The sequence below is a fragment of the Enterobacter sp. RHBSTW-00175 genome, assembly GCF_013927005.1.
GTDB lineage: Bacteria > Pseudomonadota > Gammaproteobacteria > Enterobacterales > Enterobacteriaceae > Enterobacter.
In genome coordinates, this window is the sequence record NZ_CP055930.1 from 2,145,974 (window position 1) to 2,164,000 (window position 18,027).

Below are 18,027 nucleotides of genomic sequence, written 5' to 3' on the forward strand. Positions count from 1 at the left end.
GAGGAAATGAGTCAATGAGTATGGTTGATACTGCCCCGGGTAAGATTCAGGTTCGTGATTTGAACTTCTACTACGGCAAATTCCATGCCCTGAAGAATATCAACCTGGATATCGCGAAGAATCAGGTCACGGCATTCATCGGTCCATCTGGCTGTGGTAAATCCACCCTGCTGCGTACCTTTAACAAGATGTATTCGCTCTATCCGGAACAGCGCGCAGAAGGCGAGATCATTCTGGATGGCGAAAACATTCTGACCCAGGCCCAGGATATTGCCCTGCTGCGTGCGAAAGTGGGCATGGTGTTCCAGAAGCCTACGCCGTTCCCGATGTCGATTTACGACAACATCGCCTTTGGCGTGCGTCTGTTTGAAAAGCTCTCCCGTGCTGATATGGACGAGCGCGTGCAGTGGGCTTTGACCAAGGCCGCATTATGGAACGAAACCAAAGATAAGTTGCACCAGAGCGGTTACTCTCTCTCCGGTGGTCAGCAGCAGCGTCTGTGCATTGCGCGTGGTATCGCCATTCGCCCTGAAGTGTTGCTGCTGGATGAGCCGTGTTCAGCCCTGGACCCGATCTCAACCGGGCGTATTGAAGAGCTGATCACCGAGCTGAAACAGGATTACACCGTGGTAATCGTGACCCACAACATGCAGCAGGCTGCGCGTTGTTCCGATCACACGGCGTTTATGTACCTGGGCGAGTTGATTGAGTTCAGCGATACGGACGCGCTGTTCACCAGGCCCGCGAAGAAACAAACCGAAGATTATATTACTGGCCGCTACGGTTGATTTGCCTTAGTGCATGTGGAGAAACCATGGACAACCTCAATCTTAATAAACACATTTCCGGCCAGTTCAACGCAGAGCTGGAAAGCATCCGCACTCAGGTGATGACCATGGGTGGCATGGTCGAGCAGCAGCTTTCTGATGCGATCACGGCGATGCACAACCAGGACAGCGAACTGGCGAAGCGCGTTATCGAAGGCGACAAAAACGTCAACATGATGGAAGTGGCGATCGACGAAGCCTGCGTACGTATTATCGCCAAGCGTCAGCCGACGGCGAGCGACCTGCGTCTGGTGATGGCTATCATCAAAACCATCGCCGAGCTGGAACGTATTGGTGACGTTGCGGATAAAATCTGCCGCACTGCGCTGGAGAAGTTCTCTCAGCAGCACCAGCCGCTGCTGGTGAGCCTGGAGTCGCTGGGGCGCCACACCGTGCAGATGCTGCATGACGTACTGGATGCCTTCGCGCGTATGGATCTGGACGAAGCGGTACGTATTTACCGTGAAGACAAGAAAGTCGACCAGGAATACGAAGGCATTGTGCGTCAGCTGATGACCTACATGATGGAAGATTCACGTACGATCCCAAGCGTACTGACCGCGCTGTTCTGCGCGCGCTCTATCGAGCGTATTGGCGACCGCTGCCAGAACATTTGCGAATACATCTTCTACTTCGTGAAGGGGCAGGATTTCCGTCACGTGGGCGGCGACGAGCTGGACAAGCTGCTGGCAGGTAAAGATCCGAAAGAGTGATGTTTGTGGCGGGTAGCGCTAACGCTTACCCGCCCTACATTCACTTAACGCGTAATATCCCACCCGCGCGCCTTCCACAGCTCTGGCAGTTGCGCCAGTTCGGTAAAGGTCGTCACTTTTGGATGATCGATCGGTTTGTTATGTGGGTCAGCGCAGAAGTAAAACACTTCCATTCCCGCATCGATCCCTGACTGTGCGCCAGCAGACGAGTCATCCACCAGAATGCAGTTTTCTACGTTGACGTTCATCGCCTTCGCCGCGTGGAACATCAGCGCCGGGTCTGGCTTCCAGCGCTGGATATCGTAGCCGCTAAACAGTTTTTCCGGGAAATGGTGCAACATCTCAAGCTTACCCAGCGAGTGCTGCATTTTGCTGACCGGACCATTGGATACCACGCAGATTGGCACTGTCATCGCATCCAGAAGCGCATTTGCTCCGGCAATGACCTCCAGCTCCGAGTCGAACAGGCGTGCGACCTCGGCGCGGTAAACAGGCTCCAGAGCGGCTTTTGCCAGCGCCACGCTATGCTCTTCATTAATGATGTCGATGATCTCGTACAGTTTCACGCCCTTAAAGCGTTTGAACACCTCTTCGAGATCGAGCGTAATGCCAAATTCCTGAAACATGGAGACATACGCACGGGAACAAATGACCTCGCTGTCGACAAGCGTACCGTCGCAGTCGAAAAATACCGCCTCAATTCCGGACATGCCTTTCCCTTTTAACAAGTTTAACGTTTACGTGGTGCAGTTTTACGACACGCAATCGTTGCCGTATAAGCAAATTCAATGAAAAAAAGTACCCTATAACCGCCCTTATTGTCGCATTTTGGTATAGGATAGCGACGAATTTTCCCTCCTTGTTCGGAAATTTATGATGAGTCAACAACACACTACCCAGACATCTGGTCAGGGTCTGCTTGAGCGCGTGTTTAAACTGCGCGAGCACGGCACAACGGCACGCACCGAAGTGATCGCCGGTTTCACCACCTTCCTGACGATGGTTTATATCGTTTTTGTTAACCCACAAATTCTGGGCGTTGCTGGCATGGATACCAGTGCCGTCTTCGTAACCACCTGTCTTATCGCGGCCCTCGGCAGTATTCTGATGGGGGTATTCGCGAACCTGCCAGTTGCGCTGGCACCGGCAATGGGGCTGAATGCCTTCTTCGCGTTTGTTGTGGTTCAGGCGATGGGCCTGCCGTGGCAAGTGGGGATGGGTGCTATTTTCTGGGGCGCGATTGGCCTGCTGCTCCTGACCATTTTCCGCGTACGTTACTGGATGATTGCCAATATTCCTGTGAGCCTGCGTGTGGGTATCACCAGCGGTATTGGTCTGTTTATCGGGATGATGGGCCTGAAAAACGCAGGGGTTATCGTGGCCAACCCGGATACGCTGGTCAGCATCGGTCATCTGACATCGCACAACGTTCTGCTGGGCGTGCTGGGCTTCTTTATCATCGCGATTCTGGCGTCCCGTAACATTCATGCGGCGGTGCTGGTTTCCATCGTGGTGACAACGCTGCTGGGCTGGATGCTGGGTGATGTTCACTACACCGGCATCGTCTCTGCGCCACCGAGTGTTTCCACCGTGATTGGTCACGTTGATCTGGCGGGCTCCCTGAATCTGGGTCTGGCGGGCGTGATTTTCTCCTTCATGCTGGTAAACCTGTTCGACTCCTCCGGTACGCTGATCGGTGTGACCGACAAAGCAGGCCTGGCAGATGAGAAGGGCAAATTCCCGCGCATGAAGCAGGCGCTGTTCGTTGACAGTATTTCTTCCGTTGCGGGCTCCTTTATCGGCACCTCTTCTGTTACCGCTTACATTGAATCCTCTTCCGGGGTTTCTGTTGGTGGCCGTACTGGTCTGACAGCCGTAGTTGTCGGTATTCTGTTCCTGCTGGTGATTTTCCTTTCTCCGCTGGCGGGGATGGTGCCACCGTATGCGGCTGCAGGTGCGCTGATTTATGTGGGCGTGCTGATGACATCCAGCCTGTCACGCGTGAAGTGGGATGATTTAACCGAAGCGGTTCCCGCGTTTATTACTGCAGTAATGATGCCGTTCAGCTTCTCGATTACCGAAGGTATCGCGCTGGGCTTTATCTCTTACTGTGTGATGAAGCTCGGTACCGGTCGTTTCCGCGACCTCAGCCCATGCGTCATCGTTGTGGCGCTGCTGTTTGTGCTGAAGATTGTGTTCATCGACGCCAAATAAGCAGCAAGCCCTTTTCGAAGAAAAGGGCTTTAGTGTTTGCACCCTCTCCCGTGGGAGAGGGCTGGGGTGAGGGCATCAGGCCTCTCCAGTCTACGCTTTCACCCGCTTAATATAATCACCAAACGCCGTCAGCTGACCTGCCAGATGATCCCGCGTGCTTTGATCAACCACTTCACCCGTCTGCGCGTCGACCTTGTTCTGAATCACACCGCCCATAAATTCCGGCTTGTTCATCACCATTGCATCCAGGAATACCAGAATCTGGCGCAGATGATACTGGCAGCGCGCGCCGCCAATGGCACCCATAGAGCTGGTCTGAATCAACACGGGCTTACCTGACAGCGGCTGCTGGGGTAAACGGGATAACCAGTCAATCGCGTTCTTCAGGCCGCCTGGCACAGAATAGTTATACTCTGGCGTAACGATAACGACGCCGTCAGCCTGGCGAATCTGCTCTGCCAGCGCTTCGACGCTCTGTGGAAAACCGTCTTCCTGCTGAACATCGGCATCGTACAGTGGGATATCACCAATAGACGGCAGCGCTGAAACGTCCATTCCTGCCGGAGCCAGCTGTGGAAGAGAACGGGCAACCATCCCGTTAAATGAACCTTTGCGCAGGCTTCCCAGTAACGTAACAACTTTCAACGTATCAGACATGATTACTCCTTTTTCATCATGATGGCCCTGGATGGGTCAGTTAAGGGTAAGAGCTTTTTCTGCCGGTAAACTGGTTAATCTCATTAAACGTGCGGCAGGCTCATTAGCGCGCGCCGGGACATCAGGAAGACTATGCCACCCGCGTCCACTGTCAAATTCCCAAATTTTGAGGCGTTCAATGGCCGGTGTAACGGCAATTGACCAAATCAGAACATCTTCCGCATCACTGAGCGCTTCAACCAGTGCCGCTTTTGAGGCTCGCAGCCGGCCTGAGCCGGGTAACAACTGAAGCAGCCGGGCATCATCAGAGGCGCAGCCTGATAATTTACGAATACTCTGGCGCAGCGTGATGAGCTGAGCCTTTGCTTCACTGGGATCGTTCTGGTTACGGATCCACAGTTTTTCGTTGCTTGAGAGCGGATACTCATCAAGCGTATTCACCCCCAGGAAGCTGTTGGTTGCTCGCTGGAGTTCCATATCCAGCCCGCAGTCGCCTTCGGTTGTGAGGGCAACGCCAATAATGTTGCCCGTGTAAGAGATAGAAAAGCGGGGAAGTTCCGGGTCAGCAAAGACCGGGCGACCTTCTGGCTGGGTGATGATATCTGGCAGCTCGCTGGTGCCGTACAGCATAAACATCAGTTCAGCGAGCAAGGCTCTTGAGGCTAAAAAGCGCGTCCGTCGATGTTCGGGGAGTTTGAGTGCCTCAGTGTGACATGCTGAAGAAATTCTGGCCGATACGAGGCGTCCTTCTGTGAGTGTCCCTCTTGCAAAGTGCGTTGCCATTTTTCGCTCCTTGATAATGGTCGTATTCGGTTAAACGGTTACATCATTATCGCTTAACTTCTCTTCTGTTTTAATCAGTAAATGGGAGTAAGAGAAGCCTGAGGACTGAACTTTACATTTTCTTAGGCAAAAATTGGATCGCTAGCTCAGTGGGGAGCCATACAGTGCCTTGATCGTCTCTCTGAGCCAGAGGATTTTCGGGTTGTGGCTGTTACGTTTATGCCAGATAAGCGTGAAGGGCACGGTCAGCTTTTCTGCCAGTGCGTCATCGACGGGAATGGGGAGTGTAATCAGCTTACGCTGGTGGAGTTGATTGTAGTGATGGCAGTAGTACGGAGCGGTGGCAATATAGTTATGCCCCGGCTGCGCTGCCATAAACATCGACTGCTCGAACCCGGGCAGGCTCATGGCGATATTCCGCTCGCGGCCCATCTCTCTTAGCACTTCATCGAGTGCCCAGGTATCGCTACGTTCCCAGTAAACACTGATATGCGGGTAGCGCAGGAAGGTGTCGAGATCCCACTTTTCCTGAAGCGCCGGGTGATCTTCGCGCAGATAAACACAAGGACGGTCGCTGAACAGGATTTCATAGTCGATAAACCACGGCATCAGCTTAAGCAGTTCGCGGGAGCGTGGGTGCGTTTCGCGCCCGGTAAAACCGAGATCAACCTCTCCGCGCGTAATCGCGTCCAGCGAATCGTAATCCCACTGCCGCATCTTTACCGTGGCCTGTGGATAGCGTTGATTCACCTGCTCCAGCAGGGTATTGAAGCGGATCAGCATCAGCGGCGTTTCCGCCGCCATTTCGAATTTCAGGCCGCCAGGAGAGTCATGGTGGAATTTATCGAGGATCTGATTGCCAATCTGCATCCAGTCGGCTAGATCTTGCTCAAGACTCACAGTCAGCGGCGTAGGCAGCAGCCCCAGCGGGGTTTTCACAAACAGCGGGTCCTCAAACCAGTCACGCAATTTCGCCAGCGATTTACTCACTGCCGACGGCGTAACGTTCATCCGCTTTGCGGCTTTGGTTACGCTGCGTTCCTGCAACAGAAGTTGCAGGGTTAACAACAGGTTAAGATCCAGGCTGCTGATGGGCTTCTTCATAATATGCGGCGGTCTGTATCACCATAAGTAAAAGAATGCACAGTATGCTACAGCCAATCAGTATCCCGATCAGCATATTCAGCGCGTTAAGACCAAGAACGGCCGCCAGCCAAATCCACAATGAAGAACCGCAGACCTGGGCAATACCCAGTACCGAGCTTGCTACGCCTGCGCGCAGTGAGAATGGGCCAAGTGCCTGGCTCATTGCCACACCAAAACCAACGGAGAATCCGGCGCAGATTAGGGTAATGCCTGCCAGCATAAAGGCGTGTGCGTTTGTCGTGGCCAGAATCACGCCCGCCGCCAGGAACAGCACCTGAGAGGTGAGCATCAGCGTGCGCTGACGGAAAACATTCAGGGCGAAAGGTGTTGAGAACGAAACGGCCATGCTGACCAACGCCGTTGCTGCCATCACTGTAGAATATTCCCCGCGATCAAATCCCATCGTCTCCATCAGCAGTACCGGGGAAACGTTTACATAGGTCAGGATCACCGCCACGCTCAGGGTCGTGATGAGCAAACGGCTGATGAAAAAGCGATTCAGGAGCTTTTCCGCCGGGTTAATCGTCGCGTTATGCCCTGCATTCTGCGCGCCTGGATGCGTTTCTTTAAGCACCACAGCAGACAGAATAAAGACCAGCCCGCCCATCGCCGCCATTGTCCAGAACAGGCTCTGCCACGGGAACTTGAGCATAATCAGATAACCCACAACGGGTGCCAGCACGGGAATAATGCAGGTGATGCCGTTCAGCATTGAAAGCACTTTGGCGCGTCGCTGGGCATTTAAGGTATCGCGCAGAATGGCAAAGGCCACCACGTAGCAGCCGCCAGCGCCAATACCCTGAATAAAGCGCCCGGCCAGGAACAGGCTACTGTCCTGAGCCATTGAACACAGAACAGAAGCCAGCGCAAAAATCACTGCACCGGTAATGGCTACAGGCTGCCGGCCCGCTTTGTCCGCAATTTTTCCGGCAAATACCATCGATGACGCCATCCCTGCGAGATAGGCCGAAAACGCAATATGCAGCTGTGCTTCGCTGGCGCCCAGATCGCGGGCGATGTGCGGTAAACCCACCAGATACATATCAATACCTGACGGATAAAGCAGAACCAGCGCAAAACTACAAAACAGAAAACGAGCCATAGATCCCCCATAGATGCAGGCAAGAAGAATAGGGGGAGAAAGGGGAAGAAGCGAGTTGCCATTTGGACAATGGTGATTTCCTGGGAGGAAATCACCCTGTATTTACGAACGTTACTTACCAATACAGAAACTGGAGAAAATCCGTCCCAGCAAATCATCCGAGGTGAACTCCCCGGTGATCTCGCTCAGATTCTGCTGCGCCAGACGCAGCTCTTCCGCCAGCAGTTCACCTGCCCAGGCACCGATCAGCTGTGCTTTACCCTGAACAAGATGGTTTGCCGCCTCTTCCAGCGCCTGCAGATGACGACGGCGCGCCAGGAAGCCGCCTTCCATGCTGGTGTCGAAGCCCATACTCTGTTTGAGATGGTTACGCAGGTCGTCCACGCCTTCACCAGTACGGGCCGACAGGCGGATCAGTGAGTGACCATTCACATCGCTGATGCCCAGCGTTTCGCCAGTTACATCCGCTTTGTTACGCACCACGGTGATGGGCAGTTTGGCTGGCAGACGGGCGATAAAGTCCGGCCAGATGTCCGCCGGGTCAACGGCAGCAGTGGTGGTGCCATCCACCATAAACAGGACGCGATCGGCTTGCTCGATTTCCTGCCAGGCGCGTTCAATACCGATACGTTCCACTTCATCACTCGCATCGCGTAACCCGGCGGTATCGATGATGTGCAGTGGCATCCCGTCGATATGAATATGCTCGCGCAGTACGTCACGCGTTGTCCCGGCAATATCGGTCACGATCGCCGCTTCACGGCCCGCCAGGGCATTCAACAGGCTCGATTTCCCGGCGTTAGGGCGACCAGCGATAACAACCTTCATCCCTTCACGCAGCAGGCTGCCCTGGCGTGCTTCGGCGCGTACTGCGTCGAGGTCGGCCATCACGCTGTTAAGCTGCGCTTCGATTTTGCCATCAGAAAGGAAATCGATCTCTTCGTCAGGGAAGTCGATAGCTGCTTCGACGTAGATCCTGAGGTGAGTAAGTGCTTCCACAAGGTGGTTCACGCGTGCGGAAAATGCGCCCTGAAGCGAGTTAAGAGCAGAGCGAGCAGCTTGTTCGGAGCTGGCGTCGATCAGGTCGGCAATCGCCTCGGCTTGTGCCAGATCGAGTTTGTCGTTCAGGAACGCACGTTCGGAAAACTCACCCGGTTTTGCGATACGCAGGCCAGGCAGGGTCAGAATACGTTTTAACAGCAAATCGAGGATAACCGGGCCACCGTGACCCTGTAGTTCCAGCACGTCTTCACCGGTAAAGGAGTTCGGGCCGGGGAACCACAGCGCAATACCCTGGTCCAGCGCAGTACCGTCGGCATCTTTAAATGGCAGATAGTCGGCATAGCGTGGTTTTGGCAGTTTGCCCAGCACGGCTTCGGCAACCTCGCGTGCCTTGAGGCCGGAGATGCGCAAAATACCTACACCACCGCGTCCCGGTGGGGTTGCCTGGGCGACGATAGTGTCGTTATGGCTCATGGTTTGTCTCTACTGTGTTGCAATAAAAAAAGGCGGTCAATCGACCGCCCTTATTTTAGCGTTAAGTTACCTGATCAGGACTTTTTCTTTTCGCGGCTATGCAGGCCACGTTTTTCCAGACCACGGTAAATCAGCTGCTGCTGAATAATGGTTACCAGGTTGCTGACGATATAGTACAGCACCAGACCTGACGGGAACCACAGGAAGAACACGGTGAAGATGACCGGCATAAAGGTCATGATCTTCTGCTGCATCGGGTCGGTCACAGTGGTAGGCGACATCTTCTGAATGAAGAACATCGTGATACCCATCAGGATCGGCAGGATGTAGTACGGGTCCTGTGCAGACAAGTCATGGATCCACAGTGCGAACGGCGCGTGGCGCAGTTCAACGGAGCCCATCAGCATGTAGTACAGTGCAAGGAAGATTGGCATCTGTATCACAAGCGGGAAGCAACCACCCAGTGGGTTCACTTTCTCTGCTTTGTACAGGGCCATCATTTCCTGGCTTTGACGCTGTTTATCATCGCCCAGACGCTCACGCATCGCCGCAATCTTCGGCTGCAACATGCGCATCTTCGCCATGGAGGTGTACTGCGCTTTAGTCAGCGGGTACATGATGCCACGAACGATAAAGGTGATAACGATGATGGAGAAGCCCCAGTTACCCAGGAAGCTGTGGATGAACTTCAGCAGCTTAAACAGCGGCTGAGAGATGAACCACAACCAACCGTAATCTACGGTCAGATCCAGGTGCGGCGCGACAGCGGCCATTTTGTCCTGGATTTCCGGGCCGACCCACAGGGTGCTACCCAGGTTAGCCGTTTGACCCGGCTGAACCAGAACTGGCTCGGATTTGTAGCCGATAGCAGCAATGCCATTGCCCAGGTTTGCGGTGTAGAAGTTGTTCGTACCTTCGTTGCGCGGAACCCATGCAGTCGCAAAATACTGTTGCAGCATCGCAACCCAACCGCCTTTAGCGCTAACGTTCAGGTTTTCGTTATCGGCGATGGTGTCGAATTTGTATTTCTCGTACTTCGCATCAGGCGTGGAGTATGCCGCGCCACGGAAGGTATGCAGCGCAAAGTTGCTGCTTCCAGTATCGCGATGCGTAGGCAGATTGATGGACTGCTTCAGCTGGCCAAAGGTTGCGAGTTCCAGTGGTTTTGCACCGGTGTTCTGCACGCTATAGCCCACGTTCACTGAATATTCACCGCGTTTCAGGGTGAAAGATTTGGTGAAGGTGTTGCCCGCAGCATCAGTGTAAGTCAACGGGATCACGAGTTCGTTTTGGCCATCAGCCAGAACAAACGCATCTTTATCGACGTTATACAGCGGACGCGGACCGTTCGCCGGGTTATCTGGGCCGTCACGACCGGTCAGGCCGCTCTGAGCCTGGTAGATAAACTGAGGCGTGGTTTCAAGTAACTGGAACGGTTCGTTAGATTTCAGTTCTTTTGGGTAGGTTAACAGCAGCGCCTGCTCAACATCACCACCACGGGTGTTGATAGTCAGCTCAAGCACATCGGTCTTAACCGTGATCTGTTTCCCCTGGCCACTGGCCGGCACGCCCTGGTCGGCGGCGCTACCCGCTGCTGTGGTCGTTGTCTGCGTGACCTGCTGTTGTGGTTGAGGATTTTTATCCTGCTCCCACGCCTGCCAGATCATGAAAGACACGAACAACAAAGCGATGATAAGAAGATTGCGTTGCGAATCCATCGTTAGTGTTCTCTGGTATCAAATGGCCCTGGGGGGACGGGATCGTCTCCACCTGGGTGTAAAGGGTGGCATTTTAATACGCGTTTCACCGTCAACCAACTGCCTTTTATCACACCAAACCTGCGCAATGCCTCAATTCCGTAGCTTGAGCATGTTGGTGTGAAACGACAGTGCGGCCCGAGTAGCGGACTAATCAGGCGCTGATAGACCCTAATGAGGGCTATCAGGACCCGTGAGCCAGGCGACAGTGGCGGCGCCATAATTTTTCCAACGCTTCCGAGAGAGCACGGTTATCGAGGTCGGCAACCCCTTTTTTTGCCACCACCACGAAATCCATAGACGGGAGTTCATGTTGACGTAAACGGAAGCTCTCACGCGTCAGACGTTTAATCCGATTGCGTTCGTGCGCACGCTTAACGTTTTTCTTGGCGACAGTTAGACCGATGCGGGGATGCCCCAGCGAATTTTGGCGGCCGAGGATGGTGATTTGCGGCGTGCCAGCCCGTTGTGGCTGCTGGAAGACGAAAGTGAATTGAGTGGGAGTTAACAAACGTAACTCCCTGGGAAATGCTAGCTTAACCACTCAGGGGTTAGCTTTATTACTTGGAAACGGTCAGACGAGCGCGGCCTTTAGCACGACGACGTGCCAGAACCTGACGACCATTTTTAGTAGCCATACGAGCACGGAAGCCGTGAGAACGGTTGCGCTTCAGTACAGACGGTTGAAAAGTGCGTTTCATGGCGATTTCTACCTAAACTTGAATAAATTCACTGACTTTTGCGTTTACCCGAACGAGTTTCGAACGACTAACGCCTCAGCGTGGGTGATTAAAGAGGCCGGATTGTAATAATTGTACACTCCGGAGTCAATTCTCTTTCCTTAATTCCCGCGTATTTTCGCACGTTTTCGCGTGGAAAATGAACAGCGTTCAACGCGGGGAAGCCGAGCTTTACGCGACGGGTGGGGGATTATACGACCTCCCCGGTAAAGCGCAAGGATCGTCCAGGATCTTCGTTAGATCATTTAAGCAAAAAATTGTCTGTACTCATTAATTTTTCCAATATGCGGGCTAAATCGTGGGGCACTCCCGTCAGGATCGATTACACTTACCCGGTTTCGGATCTTCCTGTGGATAAATCGGGAAGAATCTGTGAGAAACAGAAGATCTCTGGCTCAGTTTAGGCTATGATCCGCGGTCCTGATCGCGATCCCAGGATCCTGGTCAGGATAAAATTGCAGATAGCAATTCGCACATCACCCTTTTTTGCACAGGGTCTTGTCGATGTGTGCCAACAATCATGAATATTCAATAGTTTTCTTTATATTGTTCGAGTGGAGTCCGCCGTGTCACTTTCGCTTTGGCAGCAGTGTCTTGCCCGATTGCAGGATGAGTTACCAGCCACAGAATTCAGTATGTGGATCCGCCCATTGCAGGCGGAACTGAGCGATAACACGCTGGCTTTGTATGCGCCAAACCGTTTTGTGCTCGATTGGGTAAGGGACAAATACCTCAATAACATCAATGGACTGTTAAATGATTTCTGCGGATCAGATGCTCCGCAGCTGCGCTTTGAAGTGGGAACTAAGCCAGTCACGCAAACCGTTCGTGAAACCGTGAATGTGGCGGTACCAGCCCAGGCTGTACCTGCACCGGCTCCTCGTGTCGCGCCTGCTCGTCAGGGTTGGGATAACGTTCCTGCTCCGGCAGAGCCAACCTACCGTTCCAACGTCAATGTTAAGCATACGTTCGATAACTTCGTTGAAGGTAAATCGAACCAGCTGGCGCGTGCAGCGGCTCGCCAGGTTGCTGATAACCCAGGCGGCGCGTATAACCCGTTGTTCCTTTATGGTGGCACTGGCCTGGGTAAAACCCACCTTTTGCACGCTGTCGGCAACGGCATCATGGCGCGCAAACCGAATGCGAAAGTAGTGTATATGCACTCCGAACGCTTCGTTCAGGACATGGTTAAGGCCCTCCAGAACAATGCGATCGAAGAGTTTAAACGCTACTATCGTTCCGTCGACGCACTGCTTATCGATGACATTCAGTTCTTCGCTAATAAAGAACGTTCACAGGAAGAGTTTTTCCACACCTTTAATGCACTGCTGGAAGGTAATCAGCAGATCATTTTGACCTCGGATCGCTATCCAAAAGAGATCAACGGTGTTGAAGATCGCCTGAAATCCCGTTTCGGCTGGGGCCTTACCGTGGCGATCGAGCCACCGGAGCTGGAAACCCGCGTTGCGATCCTGATGAAAAAAGCCGATGAGAACGATATTCGTCTGCCGGGTGAAGTGGCGTTCTTCATTGCCAAGCGTCTGCGTTCCAACGTACGTGAGCTGGAAGGGGCACTGAACCGCGTTATCGCCAATGCCAACTTTACTGGCCGCGCGATCACTATCGATTTCGTGCGTGAAGCGCTGCGCGATTTGCTGGCATTGCAGGAAAAATTAGTCACCATCGACAATATTCAAAAGACGGTGGCTGAGTACTACAAAATTAAAGTGGCAGATTTGCTGTCTAAACGTCGTTCCCGCTCGGTGGCGCGTCCGCGTCAGATGGCGATGGCTCTGGCAAAAGAGTTAACCAACCACAGTCTGCCGGAGATCGGCGATGCGTTTGGTGGCCGTGACCATACGACCGTGCTGCACGCTTGTCGTAAGATTGAGCAGTTACGCGAAGAAAGCCACGACATAAAAGAAGATTTTTCCAATTTAATCAGAACATTATCATCGTGACGCTATGAAATTTACCGTTGAACGTGAACATTTATTAAAACCGCTGCAACAGGTGAGTGGCCCATTAGGTGGCCGCCCTACGCTGCCTATTCTTGGAAACCTGCTGCTTCAGGTTGCAGATGGTACGCTGTCGCTGACCGGCACAGACCTGGAAATGGAAATGATCGCGCGTGTTACGCTGTCTCAGCCGCATGAAGCGGGCGCGACCACTGTTCCGGCACGTAAATTCTTTGATATCTGCCGTGGGTTGCCGGAAGGCGCAGAAATCGCTGTACAGCTGGAAGGCGACCGTATGCTGGTGCGCTCTGGCCGCAGCCGTTTTTCGCTCTCTACGCTGCCTGCCGCGGACTTCCCGAACCTGGACGACTGGCAAAGTGAAGTTGAATTCACCCTGCCGCAGGCGACGATGAAGCGTCTGATTGAAGCGACCCAGTTTTCGATGGCGCATCAGGATGTGCGTTACTACTTAAACGGCATGTTGTTCGAAACCGAAGGTGAAGAACTGCGTACCGTGGCAACCGACGGTCACCGCCTGGCGGTGTGCTCGATGCCGATTGGCGATTCCTTGCCAAACCATTCGGTGATCGTGCCGCGTAAAGGCGTGATTGAGCTGATGCGTATGCTCGACGGCGGCGAAACCCCGCTGCGCGTGCAGATTGGCAGCAACAATATTCGTGCCCATGTCGGCGATTTCGTCTTCACATCCAAACTGGTTGACGGTCGTTTCCCTGATTATCGCCGCGTATTGCCGAAAAACCCGGACAAAACGCTGGAAGCGGGATGCGATATCCTCAAGCAGGCCTTTGCCCGTGCGGCCATTCTCTCTAACGAGAAATTCCGTGGCGTGCGCCTGTATGTGAGCGAAAACCAGATCAAAATCACCGCGAACAACCCGGAACAGGAAGAAGCAGAAGAGATTCTGGATGTCACCTACGCCGGGACCGAGATGGAAATCGGCTTTAACGTTAGCTATGTGCTGGATGTACTGAATGCACTGAAATGCGAGAATGTGCGCATTCTGCTGACCGACTCCGTTTCGAGCGTACAGATTGAAGATGCCGCATCACAGTCGGCTGCTTATGTTGTCATGCCAATGAGACTGTAATGTCGCTCACCCGTCTGTTGATCCGCGACTTTCGCAATATTGAAAGCGCGGATCTCGCTTTATCCCCTGGCTTTAACTTCCTGGTCGGTGCGAACGGCAGCGGCAAAACCAGCGTGCTGGAAGCCATCTATACGCTCGGCCACGGTCGGGCGTTTCGCAGTTTGCAAATCGGTCGCGTTATTCGCCATGAACAAGAATCCTTTGTTCTGCACGGGCGTCTGCAGGGTGCAGAGCGGGAAACCGCTATCGGCCTGACCAAAGACAAGCAGGGCGACAGCAAGGTTCGCATCGACGGGACCGACGGCCATAAAGTGGCCGAGCTGGCGCTGCTGATGCCTATGCAGCTGATTACGCCGGAGGGGTTTACTTTACTCAACGGCGGCCCCAAATACAGAAGAGCGTTCCTTGACTGGGGATGCTTTCACAACGAAGCCGGTTTCTTTAATGCCTGGAGCAACCTGAAGCGTCTGCTCAAGCAGCGTAACGCCGCGCTGCGCCAGGTCACACGTTATGCGCAGCTGCGCCCGTGGGATATGGAATTGATCCCGCTGGCGGAACAAATTAGCCGCTGGCGTGCCGAATACAGCGCAGGTATCGCCGAAGATATGGCGGACACCTGCAAACAGTTTTTACCTGAGTTTTCTCTCACCTTCTCTTTCCAGCGCGGCTGGGAGAAAGAGACGGACTATGCAGAAGTACTAGAGAGAAATTTCGAGCGCGACCGCATGTTGACCTACACCGCACATGGCCCGCACAAGGCGGATTTCCGCATTCGTGCAGACGGTGCACCGGTCGAAGATACCTTGTCGCGCGGGCAGCTCAAGCTCCTGATGTGCGCGCTACGTCTGGCGCAGGGGGAGTTTTTAACCCGTGAAAGCGGGCGGCGCTGCCTGTATCTGATAGATGATTTTGCCTCGGAACTTGATGACGCGCGGCGCGGGCTGCTTGCCAGCCGCTTAAAAGCCACGCAGTCTCAGGTTTTCGTCAGCGCTATTAGTGCTGAACACGTTATGGACATGTCGGACGAAAATTCGAAGATGTTTACCGTGGAAAAGGGTAAAATAACGGATTAACCCAAGATTAAATGAGCGAGAAACGTTGATGTCGAATTCTTATGACTCCTCCAGTATCAAAGTCCTGAAAGGGCTGGATGCGGTGCGTAAGCGCCCGGGTATGTATATCGGCGATACGGATGACGGCACCGGTCTGCACCACATGGTATTCGAGGTTGTGGATAACGCTATCGACGAAGCGCTCGCGGGTCACTGTAAAGACATCGTGGTGACGATCCATGCGGACAACTCCGTATCCGTCACCGATGATGGTCGTGGCATTCCTACCGGTATTCACCCGGAAGAGGGCGTATCTGCCGCGGAAGTTATCATGACCGTCCTGCACGCAGGCGGTAAGTTTGATGATAACTCCTATAAAGTTTCCGGCGGTCTGCACGGCGTAGGTGTTTCAGTGGTTAACGCCCTGTCGCAGAAACTGGAGCTGGTTATCCAGCGTGAAGGCAAAATTCACCGCCAGATTTATACGCACGGCGTGCCACAGGCGCCGCTGGCAGTCACTGGCGACACGGATAAAACCGGTACGATGGTGCGTTTCTGGCCAAGCCACGAAACCTTCAGCAATGTGACTGAATTTGAATATGACATTCTGGCGAAACGCCTGCGTGAACTGTCGTTCCTGAACTCCGGTGTGTCTATTCGTCTGAAAGACAAGCGTGACGGTAAAGAAGACCACTTCCACTACGAAGGCGGTATCAAGGCGTTCGTTGAGTATCTGAACAAGAACAAAACGCCAATTCACCCGAACATCTTCTACTTCTCCACCGAAAAAGACGGTATTGGCGTAGAAGTGGCGCTGCAGTGGAACGACGGTTTCCAGGAAAATATCTACTGCTTCACCAACAACATTCCACAGCGTGACGGTGGTACCCACCTTGTTGGCTTCCGTACGGCGATGACCCGTACCCTGAACGCCTACATGGATAAAGAAGGCTACAGCAAAAAAGCGAAAGTCAGCGCCACCGGTGACGATGCCCGTGAAGGTCTGATTGCTGTTGTCTCTGTGAAGGTTCCGGATCCGAAGTTCTCCTCTCAGACCAAAGACAAGCTGGTTTCTTCTGAGGTGAAATCGGCGGTAGAACAGCAGATGAACGAACTGCTGAGCGAATACCTGCTGGAAAACCCGTCGGACGCGAAAATCGTGGTCGGCAAAATTATCGATGCGGCACGTGCCCGTGAAGCGGCGCGTAAAGCCCGTGAAATGACCCGTCGTAAAGGCGCGCTGGACTTAGCAGGCCTGCCGGGCAAACTGGCTGACTGCCAGGAACGCGACCCGGCACTGTCTGAACTGTACCTTGTGGAAGGGGACTCCGCGGGCGGTTCTGCGAAGCAGGGTCGTAACCGTAAGAACCAGGCGATTCTGCCGTTGAAGGGTAAGATCCTTAACGTAGAAAAAGCGCGTTTCGACAAAATGCTCTCTTCTCAGGAAGTGGCGACGCTGATTACCGCGCTGGGCTGCGGCATCGGTCGTGACGAGTACAACCCGGACAAACTGCGCTATCACAGCATCATCATCATGACCGATGCGGACGTCGACGGCTCGCACATCCGTACGCTGCTGTTGACCTTCTTCTATCGTCAGATGCCGGAAATCGTTGAACGTGGCCACGTCTACATTGCACAGCCACCGCTGTACAAAGTGAAGAAAGGCAAACAGGAACAGTACATCAAAGACGACGAAGCGATGGATCAGTACCAAATCGCGATCGCCCTTGATGGCGCAACGCTACACGCGAACTCCAGCGCACCAGCACTGGCGGGTGAGCCGCTGGAACGTCTGGTTTCTGAGTTCAACGCCGCGCAGAAAATGATTACGCGTATGGAACGTCGTTACCCGAAAACGCTGCTGAAAGAGCTGGTGTATCAGCCAACCCTGACCGAAGCGGATCTGAGCAACGAACAGACCGTCACCCGCTGGGTGAACACCCTGGTGAGCGAGCTGAACGAGAAAGAGCAGCACGGTAGCCAGTGGAAATGCGATGTTCAGCAGAATGCCGATCAGCAGTTCGAGCCGGTGATTCGCGTGCGTACCCACGGCGTTGATACTGACTACCCGCTGGAGCACGAGTTTATTACCGGTCCGGAATACCGCCGCATCTGTACGCTTGGCGAGAAGCTGCGTGGTCTGATCGAAGACGATGCGTTCATCGAACGTGGCGAACGCCGTCAGCCGGTTGCCAGCTTCGAGCAGGCGCTGGACTGGCTGGTGAAAGAGTCCCGTCGTGGCCTCGCAATCCAGCGTTATAAAGGTCTGGGCGAAATGAACCCTGATCAGCTGTGGGAAACCACCATGGATCCTGAAAGCCGCCGCATGTTGCGAGTGACAGTGAAGGACGCCATTGCTGCTGACCAGCTGTTCACCACCCTGATGGGCGATGCGGTTGAACCACGCCGTGCCTTTATCGAAGAGAACGCCCTGAAAGCGGCGAATATCGATATTTAATCGTCGTCAGATCGCAAAACGCAGGCCGCGCTT

Annotated in this window: 17 protein-coding genes; 7 read left to right on the plus strand and 10 right to left on the minus strand. The window is 53.8% G+C overall.

What is annotated here, in order from left to right; translation table 11 throughout:
* Window positions 1-14 precede the first annotated feature (14 nt).
* Window positions 15-788: a phosphate ABC transporter ATP-binding protein PstB gene (pstB, locus tag HV107_RS10115; protein WP_010426574.1), complete on the plus strand. Its 774-nt coding sequence runs from the start codon at window positions 15-17 to the stop codon at window positions 786-788.
* Between the two features lie 26 nt (window positions 789-814).
* Window positions 815-1,540 carry a phosphate signaling complex protein PhoU gene (phoU, locus tag HV107_RS10120; protein WP_008500182.1) on the plus strand — a complete coding sequence of 242 codons (726 nt, stop codon included), beginning with the start codon at window positions 815-817 and terminating at the stop codon, window positions 1,538-1,540.
* Between the two features lie 44 nt (window positions 1,541-1,584).
* On the opposite strand, the gene yieH is transcribed toward phoU, so the two are convergent.
* The gene (yieH, locus tag HV107_RS10125; protein ID WP_182063073.1) at window positions 1,585-2,250 is read right to left on the minus strand and encodes a 6-phosphogluconate phosphatase; all 666 of its coding nucleotides are present in this window, start codon (window positions 2,248-2,250) and stop codon (window positions 1,585-1,587) included.
* Between the two features lie 166 nt (window positions 2,251-2,416).
* Here yieH and adeP point away from each other — a divergent pair, with 166 nt between their 5' ends.
* Window positions 2,417-3,754 carry an adenine permease AdeP gene (gene adeP, locus HV107_RS10130; RefSeq protein WP_182063074.1) on the plus strand — a complete coding sequence of 446 codons (1,338 nt, stop codon included), beginning with the start codon at window positions 2,417-2,419 and terminating at the stop codon, window positions 3,752-3,754.
* Between the two features lie 90 nt (window positions 3,755-3,844).
* On the opposite strand, the gene HV107_RS10135 is transcribed toward adeP, so the two are convergent.
* The 9 genes from HV107_RS10135 to rpmH form a co-directional block, all read right to left on the minus strand.
* Entirely contained in the window at window positions 3,845-4,411 is a 567-nt protein-coding gene (locus tag HV107_RS10135) for an NADPH-dependent FMN reductase (protein WP_182063075.1), read from the minus strand.
* A gap of 36 nt (window positions 4,412-4,447) precedes the next feature.
* A complete protein-coding gene (locus HV107_RS10140; protein WP_182063076.1) occupies window positions 4,448-5,194 on the minus strand; it encodes a 4'-phosphopantetheinyl transferase superfamily protein in 747 nt (248 codons plus the stop codon).
* Window positions 5,195-5,335: 141 nt separating this feature from the next.
* Complete coding sequence (gene yidZ / locus HV107_RS10145; protein WP_182063077.1) at window positions 5,336-6,298, minus strand: HTH-type transcriptional regulator YidZ; 963 nt, start codon at window positions 6,296-6,298, stop codon at window positions 5,336-5,338.
* Window positions 6,267-7,442 carry an MFS transporter gene (locus tag HV107_RS10150; RefSeq protein ID WP_182063078.1) on the minus strand — a complete coding sequence of 392 codons (1,176 nt, stop codon included), beginning with the start codon at window positions 7,440-7,442 and terminating at the stop codon, window positions 6,267-6,269. The genes yidZ and HV107_RS10150 overlap by 32 nt, the downstream gene beginning before the upstream one ends.
* 111 nt (window positions 7,443-7,553) lie before the next feature.
* Window positions 7,554-8,918: a tRNA uridine-5-carboxymethylaminomethyl(34) synthesis GTPase MnmE gene (gene mnmE / locus HV107_RS10155; protein ID WP_182063079.1), complete on the minus strand. Its 1,365-nt coding sequence runs from the start codon at window positions 8,916-8,918 to the stop codon at window positions 7,554-7,556.
* Window positions 8,919-8,992: 74 nt separating this feature from the next.
* Window positions 8,993-10,636: a membrane protein insertase YidC gene (gene yidC / locus HV107_RS10160; protein WP_182063080.1), complete on the minus strand. Its 1,644-nt coding sequence runs from the start codon at window positions 10,634-10,636 to the stop codon at window positions 8,993-8,995.
* 2 nt (window positions 10,637-10,638) lie between these two features.
* Window positions 10,639-10,896: a membrane protein insertion efficiency factor YidD gene (gene yidD / locus HV107_RS10165; protein ID WP_001307474.1), complete on the minus strand. Its 258-nt coding sequence runs from the start codon at window positions 10,894-10,896 to the stop codon at window positions 10,639-10,641.
* Complete coding sequence (gene rnpA / locus HV107_RS10170; RefSeq protein ID WP_182063081.1) at window positions 10,860-11,219, minus strand: ribonuclease P protein component; 360 nt, start codon at window positions 11,217-11,219, stop codon at window positions 10,860-10,862. Before rnpA ends, yidD begins: the two co-directional genes overlap by 37 nt.
* A gap of 16 nt (window positions 11,220-11,235) precedes the next feature.
* The gene (gene rpmH / locus HV107_RS10175; RefSeq protein ID WP_000831330.1) at window positions 11,236-11,376 is read right to left on the minus strand and encodes a 50S ribosomal protein L34; all 141 of its coding nucleotides are present in this window, start codon (window positions 11,374-11,376) and stop codon (window positions 11,236-11,238) included.
* A 605-nt stretch (window positions 11,377-11,981) separates the two neighbouring features.
* Between rpmH and dnaA the strand changes: the two genes are divergently transcribed.
* Genes dnaA through gyrB form a run of 4 tightly spaced genes read left to right on the plus strand, consistent with a single transcriptional unit; the run spans window position 11,982 to window position 17,994 of the window.
* Complete coding sequence (gene dnaA, locus HV107_RS10180; protein WP_182063082.1) at window positions 11,982-13,376, plus strand: chromosomal replication initiator protein DnaA; 1,395 nt, start codon at window positions 11,982-11,984, stop codon at window positions 13,374-13,376.
* A gap of 4 nt (window positions 13,377-13,380) precedes the next feature.
* The gene (gene dnaN / locus HV107_RS10185) at window positions 13,381-14,481 is read left to right on the plus strand and encodes a DNA polymerase III subunit beta (RefSeq protein WP_182063083.1); all 1,101 of its coding nucleotides are present in this window, start codon (window positions 13,381-13,383) and stop codon (window positions 14,479-14,481) included.
* Window positions 14,481-15,554 carry a DNA replication/repair protein RecF gene (gene recF, locus HV107_RS10190; RefSeq protein WP_063431029.1) on the plus strand — a complete coding sequence of 358 codons (1,074 nt, stop codon included), beginning with the start codon at window positions 14,481-14,483 and terminating at the stop codon, window positions 15,552-15,554. Before dnaN ends, recF begins: the two co-directional genes overlap by 1 nt.
* Window positions 15,555-15,582: 28 nt before the next feature.
* A complete protein-coding gene (gyrB, locus tag HV107_RS10195; protein ID WP_182063084.1) occupies window positions 15,583-17,994 on the plus strand; it encodes a DNA topoisomerase (ATP-hydrolyzing) subunit B in 2,412 nt (803 codons plus the stop codon).
* The last annotated feature ends 33 nt before the right edge of the window (window positions 17,995-18,027 follow it).